Consider the following 18,486-nt stretch of genomic DNA (forward strand, 5'->3'; position numbering starts at 1 on the left):
TCGGAGCAACATGACCGCCATCCCCAGCCGCAGCGACGCGGCGACCACCGGCGCCGCCCGTCCGGCCCGGGTCCGGACGGGAGCGCGCACCGCGGCTCCCCGCCGCGGCCCCACCAACATCCGTTCCGCGCAGACCCGCGCGGCCTGGATCCTCGTGATCCCGTTCCTCGTCGTGTTCGCGGCGTTCTTCATCGTCCCGCTCGTGTACTCGGCGTACCTCAGCCTGTTCACGTCGCAGCTGGTCGGCGGCGAGGTCTTCAGCGGGCTGGCGAACTACGTCCGCGCCCTGCAGGACCCGAGCTTCTGGGGCGGCCTCGGCCGCGTGGCCCTGTTCCTGTTCGTGCAGGTCCCGATCATGCTCGCGGCCTCGATCTTCTTCGCGCTCGCACTCGACAGCGGCCGGATCCGCGGCGGCAAGATCGTCCGCCTGCTCATCTTCGTGCCGTACGCCGTGCCGAGCGTCGTCGCGACCCTGATGTGGGGCTACCTGTACGGCAACGACTTCGGGCTCATCACGCAGTTGTTCCACGCCCTGCACCTCACCGCACCGAGCCTGCTCAGCGCGCACAACGTGCTCGGCTCGACGATGAACATCGTGTGCTGGGAGTTCATCGGCTACAACATGATCGTCCTGTACGCGGCCCTGCGCTCCGTGCCGAACGAGATCTACGAGGCGGCCGAGATCGACGGCGCCGGCCAGTGGCGGGTGGCGTGGAGCATCAAGCTGCCCGCCATCCGGCAGGCCCTGCTGCTCACCGTGATCTTCTCGATCATCGGCTCGTTCCAGCTGTTCAACGAACCGAACCTGCTGTTCAACATCGCCCCGAACGCGATCGGCACGGACTTCACGCCGAACCTGTACGCCTACAACATCGCGTTCCGCAACCAGGAGATCAACTACGCGGCGGCGATCGCGTTCCTGCTCGGGATCATCATCATGATCGTCTCGTTCGTCGTGCAGACGAGCATCAACCGGAAGGAGCGGCTCGGATGACCGCCACCCCACTCGCCACCGAGGCCCAGGTGGTCTCGGACGGCACACGCGTGCGGCGGTCCGCCGGCCGACGGGCCGTCGAGCGCGACAAGCGTCGGAGCACCGTCCTGACCGTGATCGTGTGGATCACGCTCGTCTACTTCCTCGTGCCGCTGCTGTGGCTCCTGGTGTCGACCACCAAGGACAACAGCGACCTGTTCACCACCTTCGGGCTGGGACTCGGGCACTCGTTCCAGTTCTTCCACAACATCGTGCAGCTGTTCCAGTTCCAGGACGGCGTCTTCACGCGGTGGCTGATCAACACGGTCGTCTACGCGGTGGTCAGCTCGGTCGGTGCCGCCGCCCTGGCCACGATGGCCGGCTACGCCCTGGCGAAGTACCGGTTCCGCGGCTCGACGGCGGTGTTCTCGATCATCCTCGGCTCGATCATGGTCCCGCTCACCGCCCTGGCGATCCCGACCTACCTGCTCTTCGCCGCCGCGAACCTCACCGACACCCCGTGGGCGGTCATCCTGCCCTCGCTCGTCAGCCCGTTCGGCGTCTACCTGATGCGGGTGTACGCCGCGGACGCGGTCGACGAGAGCCTGCTCGAGGCCGCGCGGATCGACGGCGCTGGCGAGTTCCGGATCCTGTTCACGATCGCGACCCGGCTCATGGGCCCGGGCATCGTGACGGTGCTGCTGTTCCAGCTCGTCGCGACGTGGAACAACTACTTCCTGCCGCTCATCATGCTCAGCACGCCGAAGCTGTTCCCGGTGACGGTGGGTCTCGCGCAGTGGCAGGCGACCGCCTCCGGCGGTGGCGGCGCGCAGGTGCTGTTCTCGACGGTGATCACCGGGGCGTTCGTCTCGATCATCCCGCTCGTGATCGCGTTCCTGTTCCTGCAGCGGTACTGGCAGTCCGGCCTCTCGACCGGCGGTGTGAAGGGATGACGATGGACAGGGTCTGGTACGGCGGGGACTACAACCCGGAACAGTGGCCGAGCGAGGTCTGGGACGACGACGTGCGGCTCATGCAGCGTGCGGGCGTCACCGTCGCGACCGTCGGCGTGTTCTCGTGGGCGAAGCTCGAACCGTCCGACGGGCGGTTCACGTTCGACTGGCTCGACGACGTGCTCGACCGACTGCACGCCGGGGGCATCCGCGTCGACCTGGCCACCGCGACGGCCTCCCCGCCCCCGTGGCTGACGCTGGCGTACCCCGAGGTCCTACCGGTCACCGAGGACGGTGTCCGACTGTCGGTGGGGAGCCGCCAGCAGTACTCCCCCAGCTCCGCCGTCTACCGCCGGTACGCCGACCGGCTCGTGCGCGCGCTGGCCGAGCGGTACCGGGACCACCCGGCACTCGAGGCGTGGCACGTCAACAACGAGCTCGCCTGCCACGTGCCGGCCGACTACTCGGACGCGTCGGCTGCCGCCTTCCGCACCTGGTTGACGGCACGCTACGGCTCCGTCCCGGCGCTCAACGAGGCGTGGGGCACCGCGTTCTGGTCGCAGGCCTACGGCGCGTGGGACGAGGTGATGCCGCCGCGCGCGGCTCCGACCTTCCGCAATCCCACGCAGCTGCTCGACTGGGACCGGTTCTCGTCCGACGCCTGGCTCGGCGTGTACCGGGCCGAGGCGGCGATCCTCCGCGAGGTCACGCCCGGCGTCCCGATCACGACGAACTTCATGGGGTTCTACAAGCCCTCGGACTACTGGGCCTGGGCTCGCGAGGTCGACTTCGTCTCGGACGACCACTACGTCGACCCCGCGGACCCCGCCGCGCCCGCGACCGCGGCGATGACCCGGGACCTCATGCGCTCGCTCGGCGGCGGCGCCCCGTGGATCCTCATGGAACAGGCGACGAGCGCGGTGAACTGGCGGACGCGCAACGCGGCGATCCCGCCCGGCTGGCACCGCACCCTGTCGCTCCAGGCCGTCGCCCGTGGCGCGGACGGCGTCATGCAGTTCCAGTGGCGGCAGTCGCGCGCGGGCGCCGAGAAGTTCCATTCGGCGATGGTCCCCCACGGCGGCGAGGACACGCGGGTGTTCCGCGAGACCGTCGAACTCGGAGCCGACCTCGCCGACCTGGCCGACGTGGTCGGCACGCGCCTCGACGCCGACGTCGCGATCGTGCTCGACTGGGACAGCTGGTGGGCGCTCGAGCAGGAGGCCACGCCGGCGTCGCTCCGGTACCTGCCGATCATCGCGCGGTGGTACCGCTCGCTCTGGGATCGCGGCGTGCTCGTCGACTTCGTGCGACCCGACGGCGACCTCGACGCCTACCGGGTCGTCATCGCCCCGGCGCTGCACGTGCTGCCCGACGCGGCGCAGCGGACCCTGTCGGCGTTCGTCGAGGGCGGTGGGACGCTCGTCGTCGGCTACCAGTCCGGCATCCTCGACCAGGACCTCCACGTCCACCTCGGCGGGTACCTCGGTGCGCTCCGCGACGTCCTCGGCCTGTGGATCGAGGAGTTCGTGCCACCCGCCGAGCCGTGGGCGACCGGCGGCCCGGTGCCGGCCCTCCAGATCGCCGGTCTCGGGGCGGGCACCGCCCGCGAGTGGGGTGAGGTCGTCCGGCCGACGGGTGCTGACATCGAGGCGACGTTCGTCGGCGGGGCGCTCGACGGCCTCCCGGCGATCACGCGGAACGCGCACGGCGACGGCATGGCCTGGTACGTCGCGACCGCTCCGGACGACCTGCGGGCCGTGCTCGACGCGGTGCTCGCGGACACGGGCGTCGCGCCGGTCGTGGCCGACCTGCCAGCGGGCGTCGAGGCCGTCGCGCGGGGCGCCCACCTGTTCCTGCTCAACCACGGCGACCGGGCGGTCGACGTCCACGGCACGCACCTCGAGCCGCACGGTGCCGCGGTGGTCGGCCGGGAGGCGGTGCCCGGCCGACCGGAGCGGGTCGCCTCCGCCTCGGCCTGATGCGCGCGTGGTGGTGCCGGCCGTCCGGTCGGCGCCACCACCTCCGCCCGTTGGACGACCGCTCACCGCCTGCCGGTCCCGCGAGACGCTCCTTGACCGATCACCCCGGGTCCGCATTCAATGACCCCATGACCGGTCCTGTGCTCGAGCGACGGCCCGGCGCGCCCGTCGCCGCCCTGGTGCTCGCGATCCTGCTGACGCTCACGGGATGCACCGCCGCGAGCACCCGGGCATCCGGAGGCGAGCCCACGACTCCGTCCGCCGTCGCGCGCGACCCGTTGGCGACGTGGAACGCCGCCGTCGAGGACCGGGCGCACGCGCCAGCCCGGTGGGTGGCGGTCGGGGACTCCCTGAGCGAGGGGCAGGGCGCCTCCACCCGCTCCGACCGGTGGCTCGACCTGACCCTCGCCGCCCTGCGCGAGGCGCACCCGACAGAGGGCGCCGCCGGAGGAGCGGGATACCTACCCGCCGAGTTCGCCGTGTACGGCCCGGACTCGACGTGGGGCGACTGGGCCAGCGCCACCACGGGGTCGACCAGCTTCGACGACAGCGTTCCCGACCTCGGGTACCGCGCGGTGCGGATGCTCCCCGGATCGTCGCGCACGTACACGTTCACCGGGACCGGCGTCGACATCTGGTGGACCCGCTACCCCGGATCCGGGTCCTTCACCTACCGGGTGGACTCCTCGTCCCCCGTGCAGGTCGACACCGACGGTGCCGCGAGCACCGGCACGATGACGAAGGTGGACGGGCTGACCGCCGGGAAGCACACCGTGACCGTCTCGGCGCTCGGGACGGTCGACCTCGAGGGCTTCACCGTCTACGACGGCGATCGCGACCGGGGCGTCACCCTGCTCGACGCGACGCACTCCGGCGCGACCGTCGGCCTGTTCACGAAGGACGAGGCCGGGTTCCTCGGGGCGATGCGGCGTGCTGCTCCCGACCTCGTCACGATCACCCTGGGCGGCAACGACGCCAAGAGCCTGACCGCGGACCAGTTGCTGCCGGACTACGAACGCTTCGTTCGGGCGCTGCGGCGGTTGCCGTCCAAGCCGTCCGTCCTGGTGATCGGCGAGTTCGCGCCCGGTCCCTCCATGCAGGCGCAGCTGCGGGAGCCGTGGTCCGCCTACCGGGACGTCGCGAAGCGGGTCGCGGCGGCGACCGGCTCGGCGTACGTCAGCATCGCGGACGCGTTCCCCGGCGACCTCGCGTCGCGCCCCGGCATCTCGCCGACCGACGACCTGCACCCGGACGACCGTGGTCAGCGGACGATCAGCCGTGCCGTGCTCCGCGCGCTCCGTGACGGAGCACAGTGACGGTTGCCGTGCTCGCCGACGCCGGAGCCTGAGCGGCGGGTCGTCGGCGTGCCCTACGCTCAGGAGCGTCCGCACGACGCCGTGCGTGCCGAGCACAGCGAGGGGAACCGTGAACGCGTCGACGACGACCGGGCTGCGGGGCTGGTCCGCGCTCCTCGCGCCGACGGATCGCCGGCACCTCGCGGCCGCCGGACTCGTCGCGCGGATCCCGCTCGCCGTCGTCGGCTTCAGCGTCCTGTTCTTCGTCCGCTCGGTGACCGGGTCGTTCGCCGACGCCGGGTTCGCCTCGGGGGTGGCGATCGCCGCCAGCGCACTCACCGGGCCGGTGTTCGGCCGCGTCGCCGACCGTCGTGGGCAGCGCGGAGCACTCCTGGTCGCCGCCGTGGGGCACCCGGTCGCGGTCGTGCTCCTCGTCGCCGCCGGCACCACGCGCCAGTCCCTGGTGGTCCTCACCGTGGCGGTGCTCCTCCTCGGCGCGACGATCGTGCCGGCCGGGGCGTTCACCCGCGCGCGATGGACGGCGATGGTCGGTGCCGGCAGCGGGATCCACCTGGCGTTCTCGCTCGAGGCGATCGCGGACGAGCTCGTCTGGGTCTTCGGGCCGGCCCTCGCGGCCCTCGTCTCGGCGGCGGTGGACCCGGCTGCAGGGCTGGTGGCGTCGGGCGTGTTCGGCGCCGCGGGGTGCCTGTGGCTCCGGCGCGGCGTCGGGCGCGGACCGACCGGGGGCGTCAGCGTGACACGGCGCGCGTTCGTCCCGTGGCGCTCCCGACGCGTGATGGCGTTGTTGGTCTCGAGCGTGGCACTGGGTCTGACCTTCGGGGTCAACGACGTCACGGTCGTCGCGTGGGCGACGGAAGCGGGCCTCCCGCAGATCGCCGGTCTCGTGCTCACCGCGTACTCGATCGGCAGCGTGACCGGTGGTGTCCTCATGAGCGCCGTGCCGTCGCGGGTCCCGCCCTTCCGCCTGCTGCTCGCGGCTTCCGCGGCCGTCGCGGTGTTCTGGAGCGCGCTCGCGCTGTCCCCCGGGCTCGGCTGGCTGTTCCCCCTCGGACTGTTCGCGGGCGCGACGATCACACCGTTCACGATCTCCACCAACCGGGTGCTCCACCAGGAGGTCCACGGCGCGGTGTTCACCGAGGCGGTGGCCTGGGTGAGCGCGTGCGTCGCCGGCGCGATGGCGCTGGGGTCGTTCGTGGGCGGCGTCGTCGGTCAGGCCGGCGGGGACGGATTCCGCGTCGTCGCGATCTCGGCGCCGGCCGTGTTGGTGGTCATCGCCGTCGCCACCGTGCTGCCGCCACGGCGTCAGCCGGGGTAGGTGCTCGCCATGGCCGCAGGTCCTCCCTGCGCGCCACCGGACGCGGATCAGCCGCGGTGCAGCACGGCCTCGAGCTGCTCGACGACGAGGTCGGGCCGGGTCAGGAACGGGTGGTGACCGGTCGGGAGATCCACGGCGCGGGTGGCGCGAGCGGCGTGGGACCGCTGCAACGCGACGGTCGTGCTCCGGTCCTCCTGGCAGACGAGGTACGTCGAGTCGACGCCCTGCCACCCCGCGGTGCTCGTCGGTGTGACGAAGGCCGCGGCCGCCTGGGCCGTCCGCCGCTCCCACGCCTGGCGTTGCACCGTCTCGTCGGCGTCCTGGAGGAACCGGGCGCCGAACGACGCCGCGTCGTAGCCGGACAGGTGGACGGTCCCGTCACCGCCGTCGCCGATCGTGACGGGGTCCGGTTCGCCGCTCATGACGCCGCCCTGCGTCTGGCCGACGTCGGGCAGGTACGACGACACGAGCACCAGGTGGGCGACGGCGGGGTGGCTCCCGGCCTCGGCGATGACGGTCCCACCGTAGGAGTGGCCGACGACGATCGCCGCGTCGAGGCCGTCGAGCACGCCGCGGAGCGCGGCGGCGTCGGCGTCGAGTCCCCCCGCCACGTCGTCAGTCGCGGTCTCACCGCACGAGGGCAGGGCGACCGCCGTGCTGCGGACGCCGGTGCGCTCGCGGAGCAGCTCCGCCGTGGGGCCCCACCACCACGAGCCGTCGCGCACGAGCGCGCCGTGGACGAAGACGAGTTCCATCGGGGGTCCCTCCTTGCCGTGCGCGACCTGCGCACGTCGACCGTACGGCGGATGCGGCGTCAGCGGCGGTACGCCGTCCGGCGTCGTCCGAGGAGCACCGACACAGCGGCGCCGAGCGCGACCATGAACCGCGACTCCGTGGGCTTCGCCGGCTCCACGGCGCGTACGGGTGCACGCGCCGCGATGTCGTGGAGGTTGTTGCGCTTGCTGCCGTCCCAGTTCGCGAACAGGTACGCCCCACCGAGGACCGAGAGGGTCCGGACCGGTGCGCGCCGCCAATCGGTCGCTTCGACGTAGTAGCCGGAGTGTCCCGCCTGGATGTTGCGGATGACCGCGTCGGCGTCCACGACGCCGGTCGACGTCACGACGGCGGTGATGCCCGTGCGGTCACGGGTCACGAATTCGATGCGATGGTGGGTCACGATGCGCTCAGGGGTTCGATGCCACGCCTGACCGCGGGGACGCGCCACGGCGACCAGGCTCTTCTACCGGAATCGCCATTGCTTCCACCGTCAGGATACGGGGAACCGACTGGGAACGGTGCGCGGGACGGTCACCGCCCGGATCAGTGGAAGGGACAGCGCGCACCGGTCCCGCTCGGCCGCACCCGGACGCCCGACCGGGGCTTCGTCGGCATGCGACGGCGGTCGACGTCGAGTCCGGTGGCGAGGACCGTCACGCGGGGATCGCTCAGCGCCGCGACGGCCGCCGCGAGCCCGGCGATGGCGAGCTTCTCCCCGGGGCAGCGATGGCCACCGGTCACCGATGCGCCACCGTGCGGGACGAACGCGGGGAGCGCTTCGTAGTCGTCGACGCCGACGAACCGCTCCGGGTCGAACACGTCGGGCCGCTCCCACGAGCGGTCGTCTGTGTCCGTGCCGAGGATGTCGAGCACCAGTCGACCGCCCGCCGGCACCCGCGCGCCGTCGATCTCGACGTCCTGCACGGCGCGCGCCGGGAGCATCGGCACGAACGGCGCCGTCCGACGGATCTCCTGCGCGAACGCGGTCGCGAGCGGACCCCCGACCAGCGAGCCGCGCGCCGCGGTCTCGTCGGCGATCCGCGTCCGCCAGTCCGGGCGGTCGTGCAGCGCCGCCGCGGCGAACGCGGCGAACCGCGCGACCGCGATCATCGGACGGAAGCTGTTCTGCAGCTCCACGCCGGCGGTGCGCGACGGGAGCAGCGCGCCCTGGCGGTCGCGGTGCCACGCCCACTCGTACAAGGCCGTGCCGGCAGCCGGGTCGAGTCGGCCGCTCCGGGCGGCCTCGACGAGGCGCCGCGCGTGTCGGTCCGACCACAGCCGGTTCCGGACCGCGAGCAGGTACTCGGGCGAGTACGGCACGCCGAAGCCGTCGACGATCTGCGCGAGCCGTGCGGCCCACCGGGTCCTCGCCTCGTCCGTGCCCGGGAGGCCCGCCCACCGCATGCTCGCCCGTCCGTACGCGCCGACCGCGGCCCGGTACGCCGACCGCTCACCACCGGCGATCCACGCCGCGAGTTCCGCCCGCCACTCCCGCTCGAACAGGGGCGAGAGCCGCTCGACCTGGGCGTCCTCGTACGCGACGTCGACGAAGGTCGCCTTGCGGTGCCGGTGGTCGTCGCCGTCGAGACCGTGCACGGATCCCGGGCCGAACAGGGTCAGCCGGACGACGGCGGGCATCGCTCCGTGGCGACGGACCAGGCGTTCGTCGTAGAACGCGGCGACGCCCTCCGCCCCGCGGACGAGCAGCGCCCGGTTCCCGAGCAGGCGCATGGGGACGGATCGTGCCCCGGCGTCCGCGCGCCGCCAGATGTGCGCGCCGAAGCCGTAGCCGCGGGTCAGGAGGCCGATCGTGTCGTCACGGAGGACGTTGCGCGACGCCGTGGTGGATGCCATCGGTCCATCGTGCCGGGCCGGGTCTGCTCGGCTCCCAGGGGCGACGCCGGAGCTGTTCAGCGTCGATCGAGCAGCGCGAGGACCGTGACCGCGATGTCGTCTGGTCGCCGCACGGAGGTGTCGATCAGCACGTTCGCGGGGATCGACGGCAGGAGTCCCCGGAAGCGCCGGTGGGCCTCGTGGTGGAACGCGGCCACGCGGGACCGTCCTCGGGTGGCATCGGCGGCGGCACGACCGAGCGTGACCTCCACCGGCGCGTCGAGGACCACCCAGGTCGGCGTGACCCCTGGTGGCAACGGTCGGGTGAGGGCCTCCCGTTCCTCGGCCGAGAACACGGGGCCGACGGCGATCACGACGTCGACCACCGAGCGCATCCAGGAGGCGACGAGGGCACCGTGGGCCTCGTGCGCCGCGGCCCAGAGTCCGGAGTCGGCGGCTCCCCCGGCGACCATCGCGGCCACGTCGTCGACGTCGACGACCACGACGGTCCGCCCCCGGGCGCGGAGCAGGCGAGCGAGGGCGTCGGCGGTCGTGTCCTTCCCGACCGCGAGTGGACCGGTGACGACCAGGAGGTCCGGCATGCTCCCACGCTACGGCGTTCCGACACGCTGCGGCCGAGCACTACCGACGGGCCGTCGTCACCGATCCCCGGTGCTGCAGGGTCGGCGGGATGCGCGACGCCTCCGGTGTCCCCCCGTCGAGGATCTCGAGCAACATCGCGAAGGACGTCCGGGCCATCTCGCCCGACGGCAGGTCCACGTTCGACACGGGCGGCACGCAGTGCTCGGCATCGGCGTCGGGCGCGAGAGCGGTCACGGAGACGTCCCGCGGCACGTGGCGCCCGAGCTCGCGGAGCCGGTCGAGCACGGTCGGGAGCGCCGTCTCGTTGTGGACGACGAGCCCGGTGATGTCCGGGTCGAGCGCGAAGAGCCGTTCGAGCGACTCCGCGACGTCCGCCCGGGAGCCCCCGGTCGACACCCACGTGGCGGTGCCGCCCGCGTCGCGCACCGTCCGCAGCACGGCGTCCCGCGCGGTGACCGCGAACCCGAGGCCGCGGTCGAAGGTCTCGACGGCGTGTCCGACGTAGCCGATGTGGCGGTGGCCCTGGTCCATGAGGTTCGTCGCCTCGAGCGCCCCGGCAGCGGCGAAGTCGAAGTCGATCGACGGCAGGGTGACCGGCGGCCCCGGGGTGCCGAGCACGACGGTCGGGAACCCGAGCTGCTCGAGCAGGGCCACGCGGGCGTCCTCCGTCTCGACCTCCATGAGGATCACGCCGTCGACGAGCGAGCCCGCGGTCACCTCGCGGATCGCCTGGACCCCGTCCTCGGTGCTGAGGAGCAGCACGTGCTTGCCCTCCTGCCGGGCGGCGCTGAGGATGCTCAGGACGAACTCCATCTGCACACGCACCTGCGACTCCGGGCGGAGCGGGAGCGCGAGCGCGACCACGTTGGTGCGCCGCCGTCGGATCGACCGCGCGCCGGCGTGTGGGATGAACCCGAGCGCGTCGATGCTCGCCTCGACCCGCCGCCGGGTCTCCGCGGAGATCGGTCGGTTCCCGCTGAGCACGTACGACACGGTGCTCGTCGACACGCCCGCGTGCCGGGCGACGTCGGCGATGCGCTGCACTGGCACGGTGGGCCCTCTCTCTCCGCCCGGACCCGGACCGCGACGCGGTCGAACCCATTCGACGATAGCGCGGACGAGCCCCACGCGATGCCCTGGAACGCGCGCGTGTCATCGTCGAATTGTTTCGACGATTCTCTTGTGCTCGCTCCGGACGTGCAATAGCGTGACCGCCGTTGAGTGACGAAGGAGTTACGAGATGAGCAGTGTCGACGGCACGATCCGGGTCGCGATGATCGGACACGGGTTCATGGGCGCCGCCCATTCCCAGGCATGGCGCACGGCGCCGGTGGTCGCGGACCTGCCGCGTTCGGTGCGTCGATCCGTCGTCGTCGGCCGCGACGCCGCCCGTGCCGCGGCCGCCGCGGACCGCCTCGGGTGGGAGTCGAGCGCCACCGACTGGCGCGACGTCATCGCCCGCGACGACATCGACCTCGTCGACATCTGCACGCCGGGGTCCTCCCACGCCGAGATCGCGGTCGCCGCGCTCGAGGCGGGCAAGCACGTGCTGTGCGAGAAGCCCCTGGCCAACAGCGTCGCGGAGGCGGAGCGCATGGCCGCGGCCGCCGCCACGGCCGCGGACCACGGGGTCGTCGCGATGGTCGGCTTCAGCTACCGTCGCGTCCCCGCGCTCCGGTTGGCGCACGACCTCGTCCGGGCCGGGAGGATCGGGGACGTCCGCCAGGTGCGCGCCACCTACGACCAGGACTGGCTCGCCGACCCCGACGGACCGATGACCTGGCGCCTCGACCAGGAGCAGGCCGGCAGCGGCGCCCTCGGCGACATCGGAGCCCACGCGATCGACGCCGTCGAGTACGTGACCGGAGCGGCGGTGGAGCGGGTGTCCGGTCTCCTGCACACCTTCACGACCGAACGACCGGTGATGACGGAGGCCGTCGGTCTCGGGGGCCGCTCCGCCGCCGACGCCCCGCGGCGCCCGGTGACCGTGGACGACCTCGCCCTCATCACGGCGCGGCTGTCCGACGGCTCGATCGGCCAGTTCGGCGCCTCGCGCGTCGCGAGTGGTCGGAAGAACGCGCTCCGCATCGAGATCAGCGGCACGACCGGTGCGGTGGCGTTCGACCTCGAGCGGCTCAACGAGCTCGCCTTCCACGACGCCACCCTGCCGGAGACCGAACAGGGCTTCCGTCAGGTCCTCGTCACCGACCCCGGCCACCCCTGGGTCGACATGTGGTGGCCAGCGGGGCACGTCCTCGGGTGGGAGCACGCGTTCACCCATCAGGTCGTCGACCTCGTCACCGCCATCGCTGACGGCACCCGTCCCGAGCCGTCCTTCGCGGACGGCCTCCACGTCCAGCGCGTCCTCGACGCCGTCGCACGCAGTGCCGACGCCGACGGCAGCTGGGCCGACGTCCCCGCGGACTCCGCGGCCGACGTCCTCACCTGACCCGTCCCTCCCGACCGGCCCAGACCGACACAGCACGACCCGCCCGGCGACGAGCGCCGGGCCGGGCGCTCGACCACGCCCGCGCACCCGCGACCGGGCGCAGCACGACCCTCGCGCAGCCGCGAGGTCCCATCCAGGAAGCGAGCACCGCAATGAAGCGCAGCAGCAGCACATCCGCCCCCACCCGGGCGCGACGACGAGCCACCCTCGTCGGAGCGGCCGCCATCGCCACCACCATCCCGCTCGTCCTCGGCGGCTGTGCCACCGGCTCGAGCCCCGCCGCGAGCAGTGTGAAGAGCATCAGCGTGCTCGACTACTACAACCAGGGCAACGACAAGGTCGTCATCGGCAAGACGCTCAAGCAGTGCGGCAAGCAGATCGGCGTCACGATCAACCGCAACGTCGTTCCGGGTGCGAACCTCGTCCAGAAGGTCCTGCAGCAGGCGTCGTCGAGGACGCTGCCGGACGTGCTCATGCTCGACAACCCCGACCTGCAGCAGATCGCGGCGAGCGGTGCCCTCGCCCCGCTCAAGGACTACGGGATCTCGTCCAAGGGGTACGCCAAGGGCGTCGTGTCGGCCGGCACGTACAAGGGGAAGCTCTACGGGCTCGCCCCCACCGTGAACACGATCGCGCTCATGTACAACAAGAAGGACCTCAGCGACGCGGGCGTCCAGGTCCCCACCACGTGGGCCGAGCTGAAGACCGCCGCCGCCAAGCTGACGTCGGGGTCGCAGTATGGTCTGGCGTTCGACGCCAACGCCACGTACGAGGGCTCGTGGCAGTTCCTGCCGTTCATGTGGTCGAACGGCGGTGACGAGAAGCACCTCGACACCAAGGGCACCCAGGGCGCGTTGCAGCTCTGGACCGACATGGTCAAGAGTGGCTCGGTGTCGAAGGGCGCGCTCAACTGGACGCAGGCCGACGTGAACGACCAGTTCATCGCGGGCAAGACCGCGATGATGATCAACGGCCCGTGGCAGATCCCGGCGCTCAAGGCGAGCGGCATCGACTACGGCATCGCGAAGATCCCGGTGCCGAAGGCCGGCGACGACTCGGTCGCTCCGCTCGGCGGCGAGGTCTGGACCGTGCCGCAGACCGGTGACAGCGCCAAGCAGAAGGTCGCGGCGAAGGTCGTCAAGTGCCTCAACAGCGCGAAGAACCAGCTGTCCATGGCGAAGCAGCGGTACACGATCCCGTCGCGCACCGCGGTGGCGAAGCGGTTCGGCCAGCAGGTGCCGTCGGAGCAGGTGTTCGTCGACATGGTCGCGACGGCCCGGGCCCGCACGGGTGAGCTCGGCGCCAAGTGGCCGGCCGCCGCGACGAAGATCTACACCGCGATCCAGTCGGCGCTCACCGGGCAGTCGTCGCCCGCGGACGCGCTCAAGGACGCGGCGAACAGCTGATGACGGTCGACACCGCCGGCGTGCGGAGCCGGGCGACGGGGACGGGGGGCGGCTCCGAGCGGGACCGCCGCCCCGCCCCGGGGCCCCGGCGCGGCGCCGGGAGCCTCCGCCGCGAACGGGTGTTCCGGCTGCTGTTCCTCGCACCCGCCGTGGTCTACATGCTGTTGTTCTTCGGCTACCCCGTGGTCAAGAACATCGTCATGAGCTTCCAGGACTACACGACGACGACGTTCTTCACCGGGAGCGCCCCGTTCATCGGGCTCCGCAACTACGTCAGCGTCATCAGCGCGCACTACTTCGGCACCGCGCTGCTCAACACCGCCCTGTTCACGGTGATCTCCATCGTCGGGCAGTTCGTGCTCGGGCTCCTCATCGCGCTGTTCTTCAAGCGGTCGTTCCCGCTGAACGGTCTGCTCCGGTCGCTCCTGCTCCTGCCGTGGCTCCTGCCCCTCATCGTCTCGAGCGCGGTGTGGAAGTGGATCCTCGACCAGGACAGCGGCGTGCTCAACCAGGTGTTGCAGGGCCTGCACGTCGTCGCGGGGCCCGTCCCCTGGTTGACGAGCACGTCCATCGCGCTGCTCACGGTGATCGGCGTGAACATCTGGATCGGGATCCCGTTCAACACGACGATCCTGTACAGCGGTCTCCAGGACATCCCCGAGGAGCTGTACGAAGCCGGTTCCCTCGACGGTGCCACGGGCTGGAAGGCGTTCCGGCACATCACCTGGCCGATGCTCCGTCCGGTCGTCAGCGTCGTGCTCGTGCTCGGCGTCGTGTACACGATCAAGGTGCTCGACATCATCCTCGGGCTCACGAACGGCGGCCCGGCCAACTCCACCCAGACGATCGCCACCCAGTCGTACCAGCTGTCGTTCCAGCAGTTCAGCTTCGGCAAGGGCGCAGCGCTCAGCGACATCCTCATCGTCATCTCGGCGGTGTTCGCGGTCGTCTACCTGCGCGCCACGAGGAGGGCGATCGATGAGTGACCACGTCGTGGCACCGGACCAGGTGCTCACCGCCCCGACCCGCTCGCGGGCCGTCAGAGGGGCGACCACCCGCTCGACCGCCGCCGACGCTGGGCGGCCGCGCCGGGCCTCCCGGAAGTGGATCCTGACCGTCATCGGGATCCTGATCCTGTGCGTCATGCTGTTCCCGGTCTACTGGATGCTCAACATCTCGCTCCAGCCCGCCGGACCCGCGATCGACGCCGCGTGGTTCCCGTTCCACGCCCAGTTCTCCGGGTACGCGCACGCGCTCGCCGACCAGGGCGGGAACCTCGTGACGAGCCTGCTCATCGCGGCGGGGAGCGTCGTCCTCAGCCTGCTCATCGCGGCGCCGGCCTCGTACGCGCTGGCGCAGCTCCGGATCCGGGGCGCGGACACGATCCTCTTCGGGATCCTCATCGCGCAGATGATCCCCGGGATCGTCGTCGCGAACGCCCTCTACACCGCCTACAACCAGCTCGGGCTCCTCAACTCGGTGCTCGGCCTGGTGCTCGCGGACTCGACCGCGGGGATCCCGTTCGCGATCATCGTCATGCGCGCGTTCATGGCCGGGATCCCGACGTCGATCATCGAGGCGGCGAAGATCGACGGCGCCGGCAACGTCCGGGCGTTCACCGCGGTCGTGCTGCCCATCAGCGTGAACGCGCTCGTCACCGCGGCGCTGTTCACCTTCCTGTTCACGTGGAGCGACTTCCTGTTCGCCCTGACGCTGACGACCACCCAGAAGATCCGGCCGATCACCCTCGGCATCTACCAGTACATCGGCACGTACACCGCCGACTGGAGCACGGTCATGGCGACCGCGGTCCTGGCCTCCCTGCCCGCGATCATCCTGCTCGTCATCGCGCAGCGGTTCATCGCGGCGGGCGCCACCGGCGGTGCGGTCAAGTGACCGCAACGCACCACGACACCACACCACCACGAGCAACGGAGCAACCGTGACCGACACCACCACCCCCATCCGCGTCGTCGTCTGGGGCGAGAACCGCCACGAACAGGTCGAGCAGCACGTCGCCGACCGCTACCCGGACGGCATGCACGGCGCGATCGCCGCCGGCATCACGAACTGGCTCGGCGACGCCGCGTCGGTGACGACGCACGTGTTCGACGAGCCCGAGCACGGCCTGACCGAGGAGGTCCTCGAGCAGACCGACGTGCTCACCTGGTGGGGCCACGCCGCACACGCCGAGGTCGACGACGAGGTGGTGGACCGCGTGCACCGGCACGTCCTCGCCGGGATGGGCCTCATCGTGCTGCACTCCGGCCACTGGTCCAAGATCTTCGGCAAGCTCATGGGCACCACCTGCACGCTCCGGTGGCGCAGCGAGCACGACCGCGAGCTCGTCTGGACGGTGAACCCGCAGCACCCGATCACCCGCGGCATCCCGAACCCGATCGTCATCCCCGAGCAGGAGATGTACGGCGAGTACTTCGACGTCCCCACGCCGGACGAGCTCGTGTTCATCAGCGGGTTCAGCGGCGGTGAGGTGTTCCGGAGCGGCGTGACGTACCGCCGGGGCTTCGGCAAGGTGTTCTACTTCAGCCCCGGGGACCAGGACTTCCCCGTCTACCACCAGCCCGACGTGACGCACGTGATCGCGAACGCGGTCGAGTGGGCCCGTCCGGAGCGCGAGCGCGCGACGCCGACCCTGCTCCGGTACGACACGGACGACTTCTTCAACGGCAAGAGCTACCAGGGAGCGATCGAGGCATGACCGAGACCATCGACGCGGACCGCCCGGTCCGCATCCTGCAGGTCGGCGCGGGCGGCATGGGGCAGGCGTGGCTCCGGAACGTCGTGGCCAGTGCCGACGTCGAGCTCGTCGGCATCGTCGACCTCGTCCCCGAGACCGCGCGCGCCGGTGCCGAGCTCGTCGCCGCCGCCGGCGGCGGGACGGTGCCGACGGGTGCCGTGCTCGCCGACATGGTCCGGGAGGTCCGTCCCGACGCGGTCCTCGACGTCACGATCCCCCGCGCCCACCACCCGGTCACCACCGAGGCGCTGTTCCTCGGTCTGCCGGTGCTCGGCGAGAAGCCCGTGGCCGCCTCGGTCGCCGAGGGCCTGTCGCTCGCCGCGGCCGCCGAGTGCGCGGGCGAGCTGTTCATGGTGAGTCAGTCCCGCCGGTACAACGACCACCTGACGCACCTCCGTGCCCTCACCGCCGAGCTCGGCGACGTCGGCGTCGTGACCCACACCTTCGCGAAGGCCCCGCACTTCGGGGGGTTCCGCGACGTGATGGACCACCCGCTGCTCCTCGACATGGCGATCCACCCCTTCGACGCGGTCCGCGCCCTGCTCGGACGCGATCCCGTGTCGGTGTACTGCGAGGCGTTCAACCCCTCGTGGAGCTGGTACCGGGGCGATGCCGCGGCGAGCGCCGTGTTCTCGTTCGAGGACGGCGTGCGGTTCGTCTACTCGGGCAGCTGGTGTGCCGCCGGCGCCGAGACGTCCTGGAACGGCGACTGGCGGGTGAGTGCCGCCGGGGGCACCGCGCTCTGGGACGGCGACGCCGCGCCCTCGGCCGAGCGCGCCGACGGGTCGCCACTCGTCGTCGACCCGCCGACGAGCACCCCGCCGGAGATCGCCGGGTCGCTCGCGGAGTTCGTCACCGCGCTGCGGACCGGACGCCGTCCGCAGGGCGAGGTGCACGAGAACGTCGTCAGCCTCGCCATGGTCGAGGCGGCCGTCGAGTCGGCCGCCACGGGCCTCCCGGTCCGCATCGACGACGTGCTCGGCCGCGCGCTCACCACCGCGATCGCCGACGAACAGCGGGACGACGTGCGCGAACGGCTCCGGTCGTGGCCGTCCGTCCGGGAGGCCCTGGCCGCGCCCGCGGCGGAGGTCGCCTCGTGAGCGCCGCAGCCGGCACCCGCCCGGTCACGCTGTTCACCGGTCAGTGGGCCGACCTGCCGTTCGAGGAGGTGGCGCGCCTGGCCGGCGAGTGGGGGTTCGACGGTCTGGAGATCGCCTGCTGGGGGGACCACCTCGACGTCCGCCGCGCCGCGTCCGACCCGGAGTACGTCGCCGAGCGGAAGGCCGTGCTCGAGCGGAACGGGCTCGAGGTCCGCGCGATCGCCAACCACCTGGTCGGGCAGGCCGTGTGCGACGACCCGATCGACGCGCGGCACGAGGACATCCTGCCGCCGCACGTCTGGGGCGACGGTGACCCCGAGGGCGTCCGCCAGCGGGCTGCTCGCGAGATGCAGGACACCGCACGGGCGGCCGCGGCACTCGGTGCCCACACCGTGACCGGGTTCTCCGGGTCGGCGATCTGGAAGACCGTGGCGGGGTTCCCGCCGGTGCCCCCGGGGATGGTCGACGCCGGGTACCAGGACTTCCACGACCGGTTCGCGCCCATCCTCGACGTGTTCGAGGAGGTCGGGGTGCGGTTCGCGCTCGAGGTCCACCCGTCGGAGATCGCGTACGACTACTGGACCGCGAAGCGGACGCTCGAGGTGTTCGCCGACCGGCCCGCGTTCGGCTTCAACTTCGACCCGTCGCACTTCGTGTGGCAGGACCTGGACCCGGCCGCGTTCCTGCTCGACTTCGCCGACCGGGTGTACCACGTGCACTGCAAGGAGTCGGTCAAGCAGCTCGACGGACGCAACGGCCGGTTGGCGTCGCACCTGCCGTGGGGCGATCCACGTCGCGGTTGGGACTTCGTGACCGCCGGGCACGGGGACGTGCCATGGGAGCGGGTCTTCCGGGTGCTCAACGCGATCGGGTACGACGGCCCGACGAGCGTCGAGTGGGAGGACGCGGGCATGGACCGGCTCGTCGGGGGGCCGGAGGCGCTCGCGTTCGTCGGGGCACTCGGGCGGATCGCGCCGCCGGACGCCGCGTTCGACGCGGCGTTCTCTCGCTCGCGGTGAGGGAG

Annotated in this window: 17 protein-coding genes; 12 read left to right on the forward strand and 5 right to left on the reverse strand. The window is 71.9% G+C overall.

From position 1 onward, the window contains the following. Nucleotides 1–10 precede the first annotated feature (10 nt). From DEI92_RS04595 to DEI92_RS04615, 5 genes are all read left to right on the forward strand, one after another. On the forward strand, nucleotides 11–994 hold the full coding sequence (locus DEI92_RS04595; RefSeq protein ID WP_111008748.1) for a carbohydrate ABC transporter permease: 984 nt from the start codon (nucleotides 11–13) through the stop codon (nucleotides 992–994). Further along, nucleotides 991–1,926, forward strand: a complete 936-nt coding sequence (locus DEI92_RS04600; protein WP_111008747.1) for a carbohydrate ABC transporter permease — start codon at nucleotides 991–993, stop codon at nucleotides 1,924–1,926. The genes DEI92_RS04595 and DEI92_RS04600 overlap by 4 nt, the downstream gene beginning before the upstream one ends. 2 nt (nucleotides 1,927–1,928) lie before the next feature. Then, complete coding sequence (locus DEI92_RS04605; RefSeq protein ID WP_111012537.1) at nucleotides 1,929–3,905, forward strand: beta-galactosidase; 1,977 nt, start codon at nucleotides 1,929–1,931, stop codon at nucleotides 3,903–3,905. Nucleotides 3,906–4,033: 128 nt separating this feature from the next. After that, nucleotides 4,034–5,221 (forward strand): GDSL-type esterase/lipase family protein, encoded by a 1,188-nt coding sequence (locus DEI92_RS04610; protein ID WP_181434646.1) that lies wholly within the window; start codon nucleotides 4,034–4,036, stop codon nucleotides 5,219–5,221. Nucleotides 5,222–5,330: 109 nt separating this feature from the next. Continuing rightward, nucleotides 5,331–6,536, forward strand: coding sequence for an MFS transporter (locus DEI92_RS04615; RefSeq protein WP_111012539.1), 1,206 nt, complete (start codon nucleotides 5,331–5,333; stop codon nucleotides 6,534–6,536). 47 nt (nucleotides 6,537–6,583) lie between these two features. Here DEI92_RS04615 and DEI92_RS04620 read toward each other — a convergent pair whose 3' ends face one another. From DEI92_RS04620 to DEI92_RS04640, 5 genes are all read right to left on the reverse strand, one after another. After that, nucleotides 6,584–7,291, reverse strand: a complete 708-nt coding sequence (locus DEI92_RS04620; protein ID WP_111012540.1) for an alpha/beta hydrolase — start codon at nucleotides 7,289–7,291, stop codon at nucleotides 6,584–6,586. 59 nt (nucleotides 7,292–7,350) lie between these two features. After that, nucleotides 7,351–7,689, reverse strand: a complete 339-nt coding sequence (locus DEI92_RS04625; protein WP_146244841.1) for a hypothetical protein — start codon at nucleotides 7,687–7,689, stop codon at nucleotides 7,351–7,353. Nucleotides 7,690–7,856: 167 nt separating this feature from the next. Continuing rightward, nucleotides 7,857–9,167, reverse strand: a complete 1,311-nt coding sequence (locus DEI92_RS04630; RefSeq protein WP_111012542.1) for a cytochrome P450 — start codon at nucleotides 9,165–9,167, stop codon at nucleotides 7,857–7,859. A 56-nt stretch (nucleotides 9,168–9,223) separates the two neighbouring features. Then, nucleotides 9,224–9,748, reverse strand: coding sequence for an AAA family ATPase (locus tag DEI92_RS04635; RefSeq protein WP_111012543.1), 525 nt, complete (start codon nucleotides 9,746–9,748; stop codon nucleotides 9,224–9,226). A 40-nt stretch (nucleotides 9,749–9,788) separates the two neighbouring features. After that, nucleotides 9,789–10,799, reverse strand: coding sequence for a LacI family DNA-binding transcriptional regulator (locus DEI92_RS04640; RefSeq protein WP_111012544.1), 1,011 nt, complete (start codon nucleotides 10,797–10,799; stop codon nucleotides 9,789–9,791). A gap of 190 nt (nucleotides 10,800–10,989) precedes the next feature. Between DEI92_RS04640 and DEI92_RS04645 the strand changes: the two genes are divergently transcribed. The 7 genes from DEI92_RS04645 to DEI92_RS04675 all read left to right on the forward strand — a co-directional run bounded on the left by DEI92_RS04645 (nucleotide 10,990) and on the right by DEI92_RS04675 (nucleotide 18,481). Continuing rightward, nucleotides 10,990–12,198: a Gfo/Idh/MocA family protein gene (locus tag DEI92_RS04645; RefSeq protein ID WP_258368425.1), complete on the forward strand. Its 1,209-nt coding sequence runs from the start codon at nucleotides 10,990–10,992 to the stop codon at nucleotides 12,196–12,198. A 152-nt stretch (nucleotides 12,199–12,350) separates the two neighbouring features. After that, complete coding sequence (locus DEI92_RS04650) at nucleotides 12,351–13,604, forward strand: sugar ABC transporter substrate-binding protein (protein WP_111012545.1); 1,254 nt, start codon at nucleotides 12,351–12,353, stop codon at nucleotides 13,602–13,604. Beyond that, nucleotides 13,604–14,590, forward strand: coding sequence for a carbohydrate ABC transporter permease (locus DEI92_RS04655; RefSeq protein WP_111008737.1), 987 nt, complete (start codon nucleotides 13,604–13,606; stop codon nucleotides 14,588–14,590). The genes DEI92_RS04650 and DEI92_RS04655 overlap by 1 nt, the downstream gene beginning before the upstream one ends. Then, nucleotides 14,583–15,500, forward strand: a complete 918-nt coding sequence (locus DEI92_RS04660; protein ID WP_111008736.1) for a carbohydrate ABC transporter permease — start codon at nucleotides 14,583–14,585, stop codon at nucleotides 15,498–15,500. The genes DEI92_RS04655 and DEI92_RS04660 overlap by 8 nt, the downstream gene beginning before the upstream one ends. A gap of 46 nt (nucleotides 15,501–15,546) precedes the next feature. Continuing rightward, nucleotides 15,547–16,323 (forward strand): ThuA domain-containing protein, encoded by a 777-nt coding sequence (locus tag DEI92_RS04665; protein ID WP_111012546.1) that lies wholly within the window; start codon nucleotides 15,547–15,549, stop codon nucleotides 16,321–16,323. Continuing rightward, nucleotides 16,320–17,462, forward strand: coding sequence for a Gfo/Idh/MocA family protein (locus DEI92_RS04670; protein WP_111012547.1), 1,143 nt, complete (start codon nucleotides 16,320–16,322; stop codon nucleotides 17,460–17,462). Before DEI92_RS04665 ends, DEI92_RS04670 begins: the two co-directional genes overlap by 4 nt. Beyond that, on the forward strand, nucleotides 17,459–18,481 hold the full coding sequence (locus DEI92_RS04675; RefSeq protein WP_111012843.1) for a sugar phosphate isomerase/epimerase: 1,023 nt from the start codon (nucleotides 17,459–17,461) through the stop codon (nucleotides 18,479–18,481). Before DEI92_RS04670 ends, DEI92_RS04675 begins: the two co-directional genes overlap by 4 nt. Nucleotides 18,482–18,486: the final 5 nt, after the last annotated feature.

Origin of the sequence: Curtobacterium sp. MCBD17_034, from assembly GCF_003234515.1 — a bacterium.
GTDB lineage: Bacteria > Actinomycetota > Actinomycetes > Actinomycetales > Microbacteriaceae > Curtobacterium.

Bases quoted from the DNA above. Each gene is read 5' to 3' on its own strand.
- DEI92_RS04650 (WP_111012545.1), top strand. From the start codon at position 12,351: ATGAAGCGCAGCAGCAGCACATCCGCCCCCACCCGGGCGCGACGACGA.
- DEI92_RS04645 (WP_258368425.1), top strand. From the start codon at position 10,990: ATGAGCAGTGTCGACGGCACGATCCGGGTCGCGATGATCGGACACGGG.
- DEI92_RS04655 (WP_111008737.1), top strand. From the start codon at position 13,604: ATGACGGTCGACACCGCCGGCGTGCGGAGCCGGGCGACGGGGACGGGG.
- DEI92_RS04600 (WP_111008747.1), top strand. From the start codon at position 991: ATGACCGCCACCCCACTCGCCACCGAGGCCCAGGTGGTCTCGGACGGC.
- DEI92_RS04635 (WP_111012543.1), bottom strand. From the start codon at position 9,748: ATGCCGGACCTCCTGGTCGTCACCGGTCCACTCGCGGTCGGGAAGGAC.
- DEI92_RS04620 (WP_111012540.1), bottom strand. From the start codon at position 7,291: ATGGAACTCGTCTTCGTCCACGGCGCGCTCGTGCGCGACGGCTCGTGG.
- DEI92_RS04605 (WP_111012537.1), top strand. From the start codon at position 1,929: ATGGACAGGGTCTGGTACGGCGGGGACTACAACCCGGAACAGTGGCCG.
- DEI92_RS04660 (WP_111008736.1), top strand. From the start codon at position 14,583: ATGAGTGACCACGTCGTGGCACCGGACCAGGTGCTCACCGCCCCGACC.
- DEI92_RS04610 (WP_181434646.1), top strand. From the start codon at position 4,034: ATGACCGGTCCTGTGCTCGAGCGACGGCCCGGCGCGCCCGTCGCCGCC.
- DEI92_RS04630 (WP_111012542.1), bottom strand. From the start codon at position 9,167: ATGGCATCCACCACGGCGTCGCGCAACGTCCTCCGTGACGACACGATC.
- DEI92_RS04670 (WP_111012547.1), top strand. From the start codon at position 16,320: ATGACCGAGACCATCGACGCGGACCGCCCGGTCCGCATCCTGCAGGTC.
- DEI92_RS04595 (WP_111008748.1), top strand. From the start codon at position 11: ATGACCGCCATCCCCAGCCGCAGCGACGCGGCGACCACCGGCGCCGCC.